The 14,438-nt window shown below is 61.1% G+C and carries 13 protein-coding genes; 4 read left to right on the forward strand and 9 right to left on the reverse strand.

The window, feature by feature from the left end; all coding sequences use genetic code 11:
• Positions 1 to 27 precede the first annotated feature (27 nt).
• The 7 genes from murB to Q0K06_RS06030 form a co-directional block, all read right to left on the reverse strand.
• Positions 28 to 945, reverse strand: a complete 918-nt coding sequence (murB, locus tag Q0K06_RS06000; protein WP_294549903.1) for a UDP-N-acetylmuramate dehydrogenase — start codon at positions 943 to 945, stop codon at positions 28 to 30.
• 221 nt (positions 946 to 1,166) lie between these two features.
• Positions 1,167 to 2,189 carry a rod shape-determining protein MreB gene (gene mreB, locus Q0K06_RS06005; RefSeq protein ID WP_294549906.1) on the reverse strand — a complete coding sequence of 341 codons (1,023 nt, stop codon included), beginning with the start codon at positions 2,187 to 2,189 and terminating at the stop codon, positions 1,167 to 1,169.
• A gap of 181 nt (positions 2,190 to 2,370) precedes the next feature.
• Positions 2,371 to 3,033: a ComF family protein gene (locus tag Q0K06_RS06010; protein ID WP_294549908.1), complete on the reverse strand. Its 663-nt coding sequence runs from the start codon at positions 3,031 to 3,033 to the stop codon at positions 2,371 to 2,373.
• Positions 3,030 to 3,203: a hypothetical protein gene (locus Q0K06_RS06015; RefSeq protein WP_198286291.1), complete on the reverse strand. Its 174-nt coding sequence runs from the start codon at positions 3,201 to 3,203 to the stop codon at positions 3,030 to 3,032. Before Q0K06_RS06015 ends, Q0K06_RS06010 begins: the two co-directional genes overlap by 4 nt.
• A gap of 89 nt (positions 3,204 to 3,292) precedes the next feature.
• Entirely contained in the window at positions 3,293 to 5,509 is a 2,217-nt protein-coding gene (locus Q0K06_RS06020) for an ATP-dependent RecD-like DNA helicase (RefSeq protein ID WP_294549911.1), read from the reverse strand.
• 54 nt (positions 5,510 to 5,563) lie between these two features.
• Positions 5,564 to 5,908: a hypothetical protein gene (locus tag Q0K06_RS06025; protein ID WP_294549914.1), complete on the reverse strand. Its 345-nt coding sequence runs from the start codon at positions 5,906 to 5,908 to the stop codon at positions 5,564 to 5,566.
• A gap of 73 nt (positions 5,909 to 5,981) precedes the next feature.
• Positions 5,982 to 6,476, reverse strand: coding sequence for a small multi-drug export protein (locus tag Q0K06_RS06030; RefSeq protein WP_294549959.1), 495 nt, complete (start codon positions 6,474 to 6,476; stop codon positions 5,982 to 5,984).
• 390 nt (positions 6,477 to 6,866) lie between these two features.
• On the opposite strand from Q0K06_RS06030, the gene Q0K06_RS06035 reads away from it, so the two are divergent.
• Both Q0K06_RS06035 and Q0K06_RS06040 read left to right on the forward strand, forming a co-directional pair.
• Positions 6,867 to 7,544, forward strand: coding sequence for a response regulator transcription factor (locus Q0K06_RS06035; RefSeq protein WP_294549917.1), 678 nt, complete (start codon positions 6,867 to 6,869; stop codon positions 7,542 to 7,544).
• Positions 7,545 to 7,595: 51 nt separating this feature from the next.
• Positions 7,596 to 8,903, forward strand: a complete 1,308-nt coding sequence (locus Q0K06_RS06040) for a HAMP domain-containing sensor histidine kinase (RefSeq protein ID WP_294549919.1) — start codon at positions 7,596 to 7,598, stop codon at positions 8,901 to 8,903.
• 65 nt (positions 8,904 to 8,968) lie between these two features.
• Here Q0K06_RS06040 and Q0K06_RS06045 read toward each other — a convergent pair whose 3' ends face one another.
• Positions 8,969 to 9,241, reverse strand: coding sequence for a hypothetical protein (locus Q0K06_RS06045; RefSeq protein ID WP_294549922.1), 273 nt, complete (start codon positions 9,239 to 9,241; stop codon positions 8,969 to 8,971).
• A gap of 115 nt (positions 9,242 to 9,356) precedes the next feature.
• On the reverse strand, positions 9,357 to 10,748 hold the full coding sequence (locus Q0K06_RS06050) for an MATE family efflux transporter (RefSeq protein WP_294549924.1): 1,392 nt from the start codon (positions 10,746 to 10,748) through the stop codon (positions 9,357 to 9,359).
• Positions 10,749 to 11,153: 405 nt separating this feature from the next.
• On the opposite strand from Q0K06_RS06050, the gene Q0K06_RS06055 reads away from it, so the two are divergent.
• Both Q0K06_RS06055 and clpB read left to right on the forward strand, forming a co-directional pair.
• On the forward strand, positions 11,154 to 11,582 hold the full coding sequence (locus Q0K06_RS06055; protein ID WP_294549927.1) for an Hsp20/alpha crystallin family protein: 429 nt from the start codon (positions 11,154 to 11,156) through the stop codon (positions 11,580 to 11,582).
• Between the two features lie 190 nt (positions 11,583 to 11,772).
• Positions 11,773 to 14,403 (forward strand): ATP-dependent chaperone ClpB, encoded by a 2,631-nt coding sequence (gene clpB / locus Q0K06_RS06060; protein ID WP_294549929.1) that lies wholly within the window; start codon positions 11,773 to 11,775, stop codon positions 14,401 to 14,403.
• Positions 14,404 to 14,438 lie beyond the last annotated feature (35 nt).

Raw genomic sequence — 14,438 nt, forward strand, 5'->3', positions numbered from 1 at the left:
ATTCCACACCTCTGCCAATGGTTTTCTCTATACGCAGCCCAGGGTCCGGATCTCCAGCTCCAGGGTCACCCCGGTCTCCCGGAGGACGGTCTCCTTGATCTGCTCTGTCAGCTTCAGGATGTCGGCGCAGGTGGCGCCCCCCCGGTTGATGACAAACCCGGCGTGCTTCTCCGACACCTGGGCGCCGCCCACAGTCAGGCCCTTCAGGCCGCACTGCTCAATGAGGGCGGCGGCGAAATGTCCCGCCGGCCGCTTGAAGGTGCTCCCCGCGCTGGGGTACTCCAGGGGCTGCTTGCTCTTGCGGCGCTGGGCCAGGTCCTCCATTTTGGCCCGGATTTCCCCGGCATCTCCCTGCTCCAGCTCCATCTCCGCCTCCAGCACCAGCCATGCCGGGTGGTCGGTAAATATGCTGTGGCGGTAAGTGAGATGGCACTCTTCCGCAGGCAGGCTGTGCTCCTGGCCGTGCTCGTCCAGGTAAGTGACGGCGGTGAGGACCTGAACCATCTCTCCGCCGTAGGCGCCGGCGTTCATCACCACCGCGCCGCCCAGGCTGCCGGGGATGCCGTGGGCAAACTCCAGGCCGGTCAGGCCCCGGCCCAGAGCGGCCATGGCCAGCCGGGACAGAGGGATGCCGCACTCCGCCCGCAGGCGGCGGTTGATCTCCCGGGTCTGGTGCAGACCGCCGGTCTTGATGACAAAGCCGTCGTATCCCGCATCGGCCACCAGCAGATTGCTGCCGTTGCCAAGGAAAAAGGGGGTGACCCCCAGTGCAGCGGCAGCCTGCACCGCCGCCTTGATCTCTTTTTTCTCTCTGGGCAGCGCCATCAGCCGGGCCGGGCCGCCCACCCGGAAGGTGGTGTGGCGGGCCATCGGCTCTTCCCTGCGCAGCTCCAGCTCCGGACACGCCTTGCGCAGTTCTTCACTCAGCGCGTAATAGATGTCCATTTTGACCTCCAATAGTTGAGTTTATGGGTAATACCGGTTGAAATGCCGGTAAAATATATCAGCTTTCGGCAGGCGGCGTACGCCGTCCAATGGATATTATAACAGAAACCTCGGCCGATTAGAATAGCCAGAAGTCAGAAAAGCAGTCCCGTCCGGGACGATGCAAAAACGCCGGAATGCAGCTGCATTCCGGCGTTTCCTCCCCCAGAGGGAGCACAATTTCAGTTCATCTGCTTGCGGCGGGACAGGTTCATGGTGCCGTCCTGCATGTCGCTCACGTTATCCAGGCTCTTGCCCGTGCCATAGGCCACGCAGGAGATGGCGTCGTCCGCCACATGGGTCTCGATGCCGGTGTGGGACTCGATGAGCTTGTCAAAGCCCCAGACCAGGCTGCCGCCGCCGGTCATGACGATGCCATTGGTGGAGATATCGGCCACCAGCTCGGGGGGCGTGCGCTCCAGCACGCCGTGGACCGCCTCCAAAATGCGGGTGGAAACTTCCTCAAATGCCTCAATCATCTCGCTGGAGGTAACCGTGAAGGTGCGGGGCAGACCGGTCATCAGGCAGCGGCCCTTGACCTCGTAGCTCTGCTCCTCAGGCCGGGGAAACACGCAGCCAATCTGCATTTTGATCTCCTCGGCGGTCCGGTCGCCGATGAGTACATTGTGCTTGCGGCGGATGTACTTGACAATCGCCTCGTCAAACTGGTCGCCGGCGATCTTGATGGAGGTGGACTCCACAATGCCGCCCAGGGAGATAACGGCGATGTCGGTGGTGCCGCCGCCAATGTCCACCACCATATGGCCGTCGGGCTTGGTGATATCGATGCCCGCGCCGATGGCGGCGGCCAGGGGTTCCTCAATCAGATACACCCGGCGGGCGCCGGCCTGGATGCCCGCGTCGATGACGGCCCGCTCTTCCACCTCGGTGATGCCGGAGGGCACGCAGATGACCACACGAGGCTTGAAAAACCGGAATGCGGCGGCCTTGCGGATAAACTCCTTGAGCATCCGCTCGGTCATATCAAAGTCGGAGATAACGCCCTCGCGGAGAGGCCGGATGGCCACAATATTGCCGGGGGTACGGCCCAGCATCTGCTGCGCCTCGGTGCCCACCTTCAGGAGCTTGCCCGTATCCTTGTCCATGGCCACCACGGAGGGCTCCCGCAGCACCACGCCCTTGCCTTTTACATAAACGAGGATTGACGCTGTTCCCAGGTCAATTCCGATATCTTTACTGAACATACCCGCACCTCTAAGCTTTTTTAGCATTTCTTTTAGTTTGGACCAGAATCCCATATCTTAATCCTCTACATTATAATGTGGCGGTTGGGCTATTTCAACGCTTTTCCCAAATTTTATAGATTTTTCACATTTTCCTGGCCCGGATTGGAATTTTTTCTCTCATACAGGGCACATTGTCCAGTCAGCGTCCGGAACGGGCCCTGGCCAGGGTGGCGCACACTACTTCCTTTGCCCCGGCGGTCAGCAGAGTGCGGGCGCACTCGGAGATGGTGGAGCCGGTGGTAATTACGTCGTCAATGAGGAGGATCCGCTTTCCCTCCACCAGCTCCGGCTCGGTGCAGGCATAGGCCCCCAATACGTTGGCCCGGCGGCTTTCGTCGTGCTCCAGCCCGGACTGGGCCTCGGTATCCCGCAGCTTGCGCAGCGTTTCCACCGCCGCGTCGCTCAGGTTCACCGCCGCCGACTGAGCCAGCAGAAAGGCCTGGTCATACCCCCGCTCCTTCTTGCGCCTGTCAGACAGGGGCACCCAAGAGATGAGGTCGTACGCCCCCGCCAGGTGGTCGTGGACGCACTGAGCCACCAGAATACCATAGATGCCCGCATACCGGCTCATGCCCTTGAACTTGTAACGGTGGATGGAATCCCGCACAAAGTTCTCATAGCGCAGGGGCGAGACACACTTCTCAAAGAACTCCCCCGTCTGTTCCGCCGCCTCCTCGGTGAGCCAGGGCAGAGTACTCTGGCACTGGGAGCAGATCTCCCGCTCCCCGGTGCCCAGCACCCGGCCGCAGAACACGCACCTGGGTGGGAACAGCAGGTCCATCAAAATCTGCCCCGCCCTCATTTCAGGTCCTCCGGCCGGATAGGCCCGTGTTCCTTCTCAAAATCACGGATACAGGTGTTGATGAGGTACAGGATCTGTCCACTCATAGAGCGGCCTTCATAGGCTGCAATATACTGGAGTTTGTCATGAATGGCCTTGTCTGTCCGAATGCTGAGATGATTCTTTTCCATATGCCTCGTCTCCTTCCGGTAGACAAAGCATATCTTTTGCACAAATTCCTAGTTAATTCTTACGGCATTTTTACGGCTTAAAATTTCCGCTATTCAACGGCGGCCAGCCTGGCCCGGAGACCGGAATACCGCCGCTGCTGGCGGTTGTTGGCCACCATCTGGGCCACCTTGCCCTCGTCCCCCACTATGATGAACAGCTCCCTGGCCCGGGTGATGGCGGTGTAGAGCACGCCCCGGGTGAGCAGCATGGGCGCGCCGTCCAGGGCGGCCAGAATCACCGCCCGGTACTCGCTGCCCTGGGCCTTATGTACTGTGATGGCGTAGGCGGGCTCCAGCTCGGAGAGCATATCCGGCGTGTACTCCACCGTCCGCCCCTCAAAGTCCACAGTGATGACCTCGTCCCGGTTGTCCACTTTAATAATCACGCCGATATCCCCGTTGAAGATGCCCATGCCCGTGTCGGTATTGTCCTTGCCCCGCCACATGATGTCGTAGTTGTTGCGCACCTGCATCACCCGGTCCCCCTCCCGGAAGATGTACTCGCCGAAGCGGCGCTCCCCCTTGCCGGGCTGGGCCGGATTCACCGCCTCCTGGATGCTCCGGTTGAGGGACGCGGTGCCCGTGGTATGCCGCCGGGTGGGTGAGAGCACCTGAATCTGATCGGCGGGGATGCCCATCTTTTCAGGCAGACGGGTCTTGCACAGCTCCACGATGGTGTCCGCCACCCGCACCGGGTCGGTGCGGCGGAGGAAAAAGAAGTCCTTGGCGGCTCTGTTGTGCAGGTCGGGCAGCTCGCCCCGGTTGACGCTGTGGGCGTTCATGACGATGGCGCTCTGGGCGGCCTGGCGGAAAATCTCGGTGAGCCGCACCGTGGGCACCCGTCCGCTGCGGATGAGGTCGGAGAGCACGTTCCCCGGCCCCACCGAGGGCAGCTGGTCCGGGTCTCCCACCAGCACCAGTCGGCACTCCCCCCGCAGGGCGGACAGCAGCGCCCGCATCAGGGTCACGTCCACCATGGAGGTCTCGTCCACAATCACCGCGTCCGCCTTCAGGGGTTCGGACTCGTCATGGGCGAACACCAGCTTGCCGGTGCCCGGGTCAAACTGGGTCTCCAGCAGGCGGTGGATGGTGTAGGCCTCCATGCCGCACAGCTCCCCCAGCCGCTTGGCCGCCCGGCCGGTGGGGGCAGCCAGGGCGGTGTCCAACCCCATGTGATCGAAGAGGGCCAGCACGCCCCGGAGAGAGGTGGTCTTGCCGGTACCAGGGCCACCGGTGAGCAGCATCACCTGGGACCGGGTCGCCAGTTCCACGGCGGAGCGCTGCTGGGGCGCGTATGTGATGCCCTGGTCACGCTGGATGCGGTCAATCACCCTGTCCATGTCCTCCGGGGGCAGCAGCTCCTCCCGGCTCATCTCGGCCAGCCGCTGGGCCACAAAGCACTCCGCCTCGTACAGGTCGAAGAGGTAGACCGCCTCCTCCCCCGCCGTCTCCTCCTGGATGACCTCGCCCCGCTCGATGAGGGCCTCCAGGCCGTCCCCCAGCGTGTCCAGATCCTCCAGGCCCAGCAGCTGGGCGGTGGCGGCCAGCAGCTTCCGCCGGGGCAGGAAGGTGTGGCCGTTGTTCAGGTTGTGGCTCAGTTCAAAGAGCAGTCCGGCCTCCAGCCGCTGGGGGTCGTCCCCCTCCATGCCCTGGTCCAGGGCCAGCTCGTCGGCCTGGTCGAACCGGACCCCCAGCTCCTCGTCCACCAGCAGGTAGGGATTGGACCGCAGCACCTCCAGGGTCCGGTCTCCATACCGCCGGTAGAGAGGCATGGCCAGCTGGAGGGGCAGACCGTGGTCCCCCAGAAACTCCAGCAGGCGGCGCATGCCCAGCTGAAGGCGGAAATTCTCCCCCATAGCCAGGGCCCGCTTGCGGGTGATGCCGTGGATTTTGGTCAGCTGCTCCGGGTGCTCCTCCAGCACGGTGAGGGCCTCGCTGCCGAACGCCTCCACAATCTTCCGGGCTGTGGCCGCGCCGATCCCCCGCACAGCGCCCGAGGCCAGATAGTCGAAGATGGCCCGCTCGCCGGCAGGCATCCGCCGGTCCACCGTCTCGGCCTTGAACTGCTCGCCATAGGCGGCGTGGCGCATCCAGCTGCCCCGGACGGTGATGCTCTCCCCCGGCGCGGCCCCGGGGATGCACCCCACCACGGTGATGCCCCCCTGGTCTCCCGCGTCCAGCCGGAGCACCGTGTAGCCGTTCTCCTCATTCTGGTAGATGACGGCCTCAACGGTGCCCTCAATACAGTTGAGCTGTTCTTCTCCCATGGCGTCTCTTCCCCTATCCTGTCGGTCTCATTCGTACATATGTTATATTCTATATCATACCTGCTTTTCTTCCTGAAGGCAAGCGGGAAGGCGCTCTATGGCGCAGAGAATCGTCCCGCTGTCACGCCCAGCCAGCAGAGCGGCCAGACGCCGCCCCTGTTCGGTCAGGCCGCAGTCGGCAATGATCACGGTAAAGCGGGCCATGCCGCCCTTCTCCAGCCAGCGCAGCCCGGCCAGTTCCTGCTCCAGCCGCTCGCCGTCTCCGCCGGCGGGTACCACGGCGTATATTCTTCCCCGCCCCACCGGGGCCACCATGGCCCCCAGCAGCAGCCAGCCGACGGCCAGCAGCCCCGCCGCCGCCAAAAGGGCCAGCACAGCCTTGCCAATTACATAGAACAACGCCCCTCACCTCCGCCATATCCTATGCGCGGGAGGTGAAGGGCGTTCAGAAAAAGCTGCTTTTCCTTCCCGTTCAGGCCAGAACAGAGGAAAACAGGTTGACGCCAAAGACGGTGAGCAGGCTCATGATGCCCCCAGCCAGCAGCACGCCGGCAAAGATGCTGGGCAGCGCCTTGCGCAGGGGCATATCCAAAAATGCCGCCACCAGTGCGCCTGTCCATGCCCCGGTGCCGGGCAGCGGGATGGCCACGAAAATCATCAGGCCCAGGTACTTGTATTTTGTCACCTTCTGCCCCTTCAGGTGGGCCTTTTTCTCCAGCTTGTCCACCAGATTGTTGAGCCGGGGCAGATGGCGGCGCATCCAGAGGAAAATCCGCCGGATATACACCACGATAAAGGGGACGGGGATCATGTTGCCGATAATGGCCGCCACAAAGGCCGCCCCATAAGGCAGGCCCAGGGTTGCCACGCCGAAGGGGATGCCCCCCCGCAGCTCTACAATGGGAATCATGGAGACCAGCACTGTAAACACAAATTCGCCCACAGGCGCGCTGGTCAGCCACTGCATGATATCCAAAATCAAATCACCCTGCTTCTCCGTTGATACCGGGGCGGCATCCGCAAGGTCCACCCACGCAGATGTTATTTTACCATCCATCGGCAGGGCAGGGCAATAAAGTTTTTATTAAATTTTCTCCGCTTAAAAGGTACGGCCGTCCGTCCCTTCTCCCGCCGCATGGGACAGGGCCTTCAGAACTGCCGCTGAAAAAGGCTGAAATTATGCCAAACCCTCCAGGCCCGAAATATGAACACTCTGTAAATGTTTCGTGGGGAACTGGACTTTTCCTTCGCCCCTGATATAATTTTCAGGTAAATTAAAGGTTGCCGCTCTACAATATTGTCTGCCGGATGACAGTACCCGCTGCCGGTTTTCAGCGGGAGAAAGGTGTGAAGCCCTATGCGGATTTTAATTGTGGAGGATGAGGTGCGTCTGGCGGAGGCTCTCTCTCAGATTATGGCCGAGCAGCGCTACCAGACCGACGTGGTATATACCGGCTCCGATGGGCTGGACTACGCCCTCACCAGCCAATATGACGTCATTGTGCTGGATGTGATGCTCCCCGGTCTCAACGGCTTCGAGGTGGTGCGGCGGCTCCGCGCCGCCCACAATTCCACCCCCGTCCTCATGCTCACCGCCAAGGATGAGACGTCCGACAAGGTCACCGGGCTGGACTGCGGCGCCGACGACTATATGACCAAGCCCTTTGACCCGGAGGAGCTGATGGCCCGCATCCGGGCTCTCACCCGCCGCCAGGGCGAGGTGCTGGGCGAGACCATGTCGGTGGCCGACCTGACGCTGACATTGTCTACCCGGTGCCTGAGCCGGGGGGACAAGTCGGTACGGCTGGGCTTCAAGGAGTTTGAGGTTATGAAGCTGCTGCTGGCCAACGCCAGCGCCGTGGTGCCCAAGGACGATATCATTGCCCGGGTGTGGGGCCTGGAGTCCGACGCAGAGGACAACAATGTGGAGGTCTATGTGTCCTTCCTGCGAAAGAAATTGGCCTTTCTGGACTCTGTAGTTCAGATCCGCACCATGCGGAAGGTGGGGTATTTCCTGGAGTACCCGGCTGTATAAGGGCGCTAAAGCAGAAGCGCTGTACTTCTCTGTCGGGGGCGTGATTGGATTTTGATCCGCAAGCTGAGAATCAAGTTTATTCTCACCAACATGGCGCTGGTGAGCCTGGTGCTGATTGTGGTGTTCGCCGTGCTGATGGGCTCCACCTCCCAGCGCCTGGCCGGGCAGAGCCTGGCCGCCATGCGCATGTCTCTGGAGTGGGGAGAAGATCGGGAGCCGCCCCGCTTTGAGTTCTCTCCCTCCAGCGAGACGGCGCCGGGAAAATGGGAAAACCGGGGCGGCGGAGCATTTCAGCAGGTGATGATGATCCCCGTCTTCTGCGTCTCTCTGACAGAGGATGGGCAGGTGGATGCCGTCTATGCCCAGGACAGCGTGTCTGTGTCCGACCAGGTGCTGGAGGAGGCGGTCTCTCAAGCTCTGGAGTCAGGCGCTCCGGAGGGTGTTCTGAACAAGCTGGGCCTGCGGTATATGGTGGAGACCAGTCCGGCCGGTACGACCCGCATCGCCTTTGCCGACCGGAGCTGGGAGCGGGAAAACCTGCGCGGTCTGCTGCTGTCCTCCCTGCTGGTGGGCGCGGGGGCTCTGCTGGGCTTTTTCCTCATCAGCCTCTTTCTCTCCAAGCTGGCCACCCGGCCGGTGGAAAAGGCTTGGGAGCAGCAGCGCCAGTTTGTGGCCGACGCCTCTCACGAGCTGAAGACCCCTCTCACCGTCATTCTGGCCAACTCGGGCATTCTTCTCTCCCACAGGGAGGACAGCGTGGGGACTCAGGCCAAGTGGATTGAGTACATCCAGGAGGAGGCCAGGCGGATGAAGGGCCTGGTGGAGGACATGCTCTTCCTGGCTAAGAGCGACGCCGCCCGGCTGCCTTCCGCCCGGCTGACGGTGGACATGAGCGAGCTGACGGAGGGGTGTCTGCTGCCCTTTGAGTCGGTGGCCTTTGAGGCAGGCGTGACTCTGGAGAGCGATATCCGCCCCGGGCTGTGCGTCAGCGGCGACGAGGGCCAGCTCCACCGGCTGGTCTACATTCTGCTTGACAACGCCTGCAAGTACGCCGGCGCGGGCGGAACTGTGGCCGTCGTGCTCAGCCGCGCCGCCGACCGCCTGAAGCTCACTGTGCGCAACACCGGACCCGCCATCCCTCCGGAACATCTGGAGCATCTCTTTGAGCGCTTCTACCGCTCCGACAGCGCCCGCACCCGGGAGGCCGGCGGCTATGGTCTGGGCCTGGCCATTGCCAGGGCCATTGTTCAGTCCCACCGGGGACAGATTTCCGTGGCCAGCAGCGAGGCGGAGGGCACGGTTTTCACCGTCCTGCTTCCCCAGGGCAGACGCCAGTTCTGTCCCTCCTTCCTGAGCTGATTTCTCCAGGCATAAAAACAGCGCTATGAACCCCTAAAGCTGGGGCCATAGCGCTGTTTTTTGATTTAATCTTCTCTGGTCCGGCATTGGCAATTTCTGCACCAGGCAATGAGAATCTCTCTTGCCTCCGCCTCGCCGGTTCCGCTGTCTTTCCCGGTAATATAATTTGCGGCCTCCTGCCACGCCTCCGCGGTCCACACACCCCAAGGTGTTCCCTGGAGCACCTGCTCCAGCCGCGCCGACGACGAGGGAATGCGCAAATCGGAGAGATATGCACAGCCGCTCTTATCCGCCAGATAGTCCAGCAGCCCCTCACGTCTGCGCTCCGTCCTTTCCACTGCGCTCGTCCTCCATTTCTGAATCAGCAAATTTGCTTCGCGCCCTGTTCCGGACACGAAAGTGGAAATTTGTGACCGAACCGTCTGCGTATTCTACCACGTTTCGACAATAAAATCAACTGCCAGCCCCATTTTTCTGCACTTGGCGCAGGCTTTCCATCCGCCCTGCAATCATTTTCGGGAAGAACAGCAGGAACAGCACGGTGGTCACAACGGCGCAGAAAATATCGCACACCGGCTCGGCGTAGAAGGCCGCGTCGGCGGTCAGCAGGATGGGGAAAAGCACCGTCCCGGCGAGGAATGTAGCCTTGCGGAACAGGGAGCAGAACAGAGCCAGCCGCAAATGGCCCATGGCGGTGGTCTCGTCCACCAGAGTATACTGCACCGCCAGAGGGATGATACCAAAGGTATACACCTTAATATAGGACACTGTACGGGCCATCAGGGCGGCGTCCGATGTAAAGAGCCGGACAAACAGAGGAGACAGCGTATGGGTAAAGAGGGTCATAAGCGCGGTAAAGGCCAGACACAGGGCGCAGATATACCGGATGGCCTTTTTGATCCGGTCGGGCTGTCCGGCGCCGTAGTTAAAGCTGACCACACTCTGGCAGCCGCCGGTGATGCCCCCCATGGGCATGGTGATGATGCACATGTAGCTCTGGACAATGGTGCCGCAGGTGACCAGAATATCCCCCTCCCCCGGCCCGCCGTACCGCTGGAGCATGGCGTTAAGGACGATGAGAAGCACGCTGTCTGTGGCAATAATCAGGAAGGGCGTCAGCCCGAAGCTGGCGATGCGCCCGATGACCCGCCACTGGAATCCACCCCAGCCCAGCCGCACCGGCATGGATTTGCGCCGCAGGAAGAAGAGCACCAGGGCGCAGGAGCACATCTGAGAGATGACGGTGGCAATGGCTGCCCCCGCCACGTCCAGCCCCAGCAGGTAGATAAAAACCGGATCCAGCGCAATGTTCATCACCGCGCCCACCAGCACGGTTATCATGCCCAGCCCGGAGCGGCCCTGACAGATAAGGAAGCTGTTCATACCCGTGGCCATGAGGGCGAAGAAGGTGCCGGCGGTGTAGATGGTCAGGTAGGTGTTGGCGTAGGAAAACGTGACCTCGCTGGCGCCAAAGCACATGAGCAGCGGCTCCCGCAGCAGAAGGAACAGGGCGGTGAGGGCCACTGAGAGTACCGTCAGCATCAGGAAGCCGTTGTTGAGCACCCGCTGTGCCTCCTCCCGGTTGCCCTCCCCCATGCGCATGGCCAGGTTCGGAGACCCCCCCAGGCCCACCAGAGTGGCAAAGGAGGAGAGCAGCGTCACAATGGGTCCGCACACCCCCACGCCCGCCAGGGCCACAGTGCCGATATCCGGGATATTGCCGATGTACATCCGGTCCACAATGCTGTACAGCACATTCACCAGCTGGGCCAGCATGGTGGGGATAGCCAGTCGGAGAAGCAGAGGACCGACAGGGTCCTTTCCCAGATCGTTTTGATGCCGCACGCTATCTCTCCCCTTCTCTGTCCCCACGGACAGGCTCATTCCGCCTCATTATAATCGATACTCTCCCCGCCGTAAAGGGGAATTTTCCTCATTTTTCTCTGTTTTCTCCTCTCTTCTTTTTCTATCAGCACTCATTTTTCTTCTTTATCCCGTTTTAGCACTCTCGATAAAAGAGTGCTAACATTTACAATTTAGACATAAATTATTGTATATTTGTTCATAGACCGGCAGTATACTTAGGGACAGAAAAAGAGATAGAGCGTTGAGCGGAATAAGGCTCAGCCCTCTGAAAGGGGTTTTGCAGTATGCGTGGTACCCGTGATTAGCAGAGTAATAGTACGACTGCCAAAGTCCTATGGTCCCCAAAGACAGAATTCCAAGTTTAAATCCAAAGGAGAGATTTCTATGTTTGGTATGCTTCCTTTTGAGCGCAGCAATGACAATATGTTCGATGCTTTTGACAGCTTTGCCCGTGACTTCTTCCGCAGCAGCAACACTTCCCTGCCCGCCTTCCGCACCGACATCCGCGAGGTCAACGACAAATATGTGCTGGAGGCTGAGCTCCCCGGTTTCAATAAAGAGGATATCACCCTGGACGTGAAGGACGGCATTCTCACCATCACCGCCGAGCACAAGGAGGACAGCGACAAGAAGGACGAGAAGGGCAACTACCTGCGCCGTGAGCGCCGCTATGGTTCCTTCTCCCGTTCCTTTGACATCACCGGTATTGACGAAGCCGGCATCACCGCCGCCTATAACAACGGGGTGCTGGAGCTGAACCTGCCCAAGGCCCAGCCCGTGGTTCCCGAGGCGCGGAGAATCGCCATTGAGTAACGGCAAGCCCCGGGAGCCGGTCAGCCAAAGCTGACCGGCTCCCTTTCTCTTCCTTCTTTTTCACCCCGGTCCCAGAAAAAGTTATGGACTTTGGGAGCGAAAAATAGTAGATTAGTGACAGGATGCGGAGAATCCTTCCACCTCCCCAGTCAGAATTTGTTTTACCCCCTGAGAGGATGTGACTTACTATATGAACGCCAACAAATATACCCAGAAATCCCTGGAGGCCATCCAGGAGGCCCAGGCCATCGCCACAGAGTACAGCAACCAGCAGATTGAGCAGCCCCACCTGATGCTGGCCCTGCTGCAGACCGAAAACGGCCTGATCCCCCAGCTGCTGACCAAGATGGGCCTGACCGTCCCCTCCTTTGCCGCAGCTGTAAAGAATGAGGTCCAGAAGCTGCCCCGGGTGTCCGGCTCCGGCCGGGAGCAGGGCAAGATCTATGTGGCCCAGGATGTGGACAAGGCGCTGAACACCGCCGAGTCGGTGGCCGCCTCCATGAAGGACGAGTACGTCTCCGTGGAGCACCTGCTGCTGGCCCTGGTGGAGTGCGCCAACAGCAGTCTGAAGCACCTCTTCCAGACCTACCGCATTACCCGGGAGAGCATTCTTCAGGCCCTCTCCTCCATCCGGGGCAACCAGCGGGTCACCAGCGACAACCCGGAGGAGACCTATGACGCCCTGAAGAAGTACGGCTCCGACCTGGTGGAGCGGGCCCGTCAGAACAAGCTGGACCCGGTCATCGGCCGTGACGATGAGATCCGAAACGTAATTCGTATTCTCAGCCGCAAGACCAAGAACAACCCCGTCCTCATCGGCGAACCCGGCGTAGGCAAGACCGCTATCGCCGAGGGCCTGGCCCAGCGTATCGTCAAGGGCGATGTGCCCGGCTCCCTGAAGGACAAGACCATCTTTGCCCTGGACATGGGCGCCCTGATTGCCGGCGCCAAGTACAGGGGCGAGTTTGAGGAGCGGCTGAAGGCCGTCCTCAACGAGGTAAAGAAGAGCGAGGGCAAGATCATCCTCTTTATCGACGAGCTGCACACCATCGTGGGCGCCGGCAAGACCGAAGGCGCCATGGACGCCGGCAACCTGCTCAAGCCTCTGCTGGCCCGGGGCGAGCTCCACTGCATCGGCGCCACCACCCTTAACGAGTACCGCCAGTACATTGAGAAGGACGCCGCCCTGGAGCGCCGGTTCCAGCCCGTTATGGTCAACGAGCCCAGCGTGGAGGACACCATCGCCATTCTCCGCGGCCTGAAGGAGCGGTACGAGGTGTACCACGGCGTAAAAATCACCGACAGCGCCATCATCGCCGCCGCCACGCTGTCCAACCGCTATATCACCGACCGGTTCCTCCCCGACAAGGCCATTGACCTCATTGATGAGGCCTGCGCCATGATCCGCACCGAGATCGACTCCATGCCCACTGAGCTGGATGTGATCCAGCGGAAGATCATCCAGCACGAGATCGAGGAGGCCGCCCTGAAGAAGGAGACCGACAAGATCTCCCAGGAGCATCTGGCCGAGATCCAGAAGGAACTCTCCGACATGCGGGAGGAGTTCAAGGCCAAGAAGGCCCAGTGGGAGAATGAGAAAAACGCCATCGGCAAGGTGCAGAAGCTCCGCGAGGAGCTGGAGCAGGCCAACGCCCAGCTGGAAAAGGCGCAGCGCTCCTACGACCTGAACAAGGCCGCCGAGCTGCAGTACGGCAAGATCCCCGAGCTGCGCAAGCAGCTGGAGGCTGAGGAGGCTCTGGCCCAGCAGGGCAAAGAGGACTCCCTGCTGCGGGACAAGGTCACCGAGGAGGAGATCGCCCGCATCATTGAGCGCTGGACCGGCATCCCCGTGGCCAAGCTGATGGAGGGCGAGCGGGAGAAGCTGCTCCACCTGGAGGACATTCTCCACAAGCGGGTTATCGGCCAGGACGAAGCTGTGCGCCTGGTGTCCGAGGCCATCCTGCGCAGCCGCGCCGGTATCGCCGACCCCAATAAGCCCATCGGCTCCTTCCTGTTCCTGGGCCCCACCGGCGTGGGCAAGACCGAACTGGCCAAGACCCTGGCAGAGGCTTTGTTCGACAGCGAGAAGAACATGGTGCGTATCGATATGAGCGAGTACATGGAGAAGTTCTCGGTCTCCCGTCTCATCGGCGCGCCTCCGGGATACGTGGGCTATGAGGAGGGCGGCCAGCTGACTGAAGCCGTCCGCCGCCACCCCTACTCCGTGGTCCTCTTCGACGAGGTGGAGAAGGCCCATCCCGACGTATTCAACGTGCTCCTTCAGGTGCTGGACGACGGTCGGATCACCGACAGCCAGGGCCGCACCGTGGACTTCAAGAACACCATCATCATCCTCACCTCCAACCTGGGCAGCCAGTTCCTGCTGGATGGCATTGACGCCAACGGCGAGATCAGCCAGACCGCCCGGGACCAGGTCAACGACCTGCTCAAACACTCCTTCCGCCCCGAGTTTCTCAACCGGCTGGACGAGATTGTGTTCTACAAGCCCCTGACCAAGGACAACATCACCCACATCATCGACCTGCTGGTGGCCGACCTGAACCAGCGCCTGTCCGACAAGCAGCTCACCGTGGAGCTGACCCCGGCTGCCAAGGACTTCGTCATCGACAGCTCCTACGATCCTGTCTACGGTGCCCGGCCCCTGCGCCGCTTTGTGCAGCACACGGTAGAGACCCTTATCAGCCGCAAGATCATCGCCGATCAGGTCTCCCCGGGCGACACCATCACCGTGGACTGCCGGAACGGCGAGCTCACGGTGGACGCCCATCAGGTGCTCACCGGCGAGGTTGTAACCGAATAACACCGCAGTACGGCGGCAGCGCATGAAATGCGCTG

Origin of the sequence: uncultured Pseudoflavonifractor sp. (assembly GCF_944387805.1) — a bacterium.
GTDB lineage: Bacteria > Bacillota > Clostridia > Oscillospirales > Oscillospiraceae > Pseudoflavonifractor.

Bases quoted from the DNA above. Each gene is read 5' to 3' on its own strand.
- Q0K06_RS06030 (WP_294549959.1), bottom strand. From the start codon at position 6,476: ATGCAGTGGCTGACCAGCGCGCCTGTGGGCGAATTTGTGTTTACAGTG.
- clpB (WP_294549929.1), top strand. From the start codon at position 11,773: ATGAACGCCAACAAATATACCCAGAAATCCCTGGAGGCCATCCAGGAG.
- Q0K06_RS06015 (WP_198286291.1), bottom strand. From the start codon at position 3,203: ATGGAAAAGAATCATCTCAGCATTCGGACAGACAAGGCCATTCATGAC.
- Q0K06_RS06055 (WP_294549927.1), top strand. From the start codon at position 11,154: ATGTTTGGTATGCTTCCTTTTGAGCGCAGCAATGACAATATGTTCGAT.
- Q0K06_RS06010 (WP_294549908.1), bottom strand. From the start codon at position 3,033: ATGAGGGCGGGGCAGATTTTGATGGACCTGCTGTTCCCACCCAGGTGC.
- mreB (WP_294549906.1), bottom strand. From the start codon at position 2,189: ATGTTCAGTAAAGATATCGGAATTGACCTGGGAACAGCGTCAATCCTC.
- Q0K06_RS06020 (WP_294549911.1), bottom strand. From the start codon at position 5,509: ATGGGAGAAGAACAGCTCAACTGTATTGAGGGCACCGTTGAGGCCGTC.
- murB (WP_294549903.1), bottom strand. From the start codon at position 945: ATGGACATCTATTACGCGCTGAGTGAAGAACTGCGCAAGGCGTGTCCG.
- Q0K06_RS06035 (WP_294549917.1), top strand. From the start codon at position 6,867: ATGCGGATTTTAATTGTGGAGGATGAGGTGCGTCTGGCGGAGGCTCTC.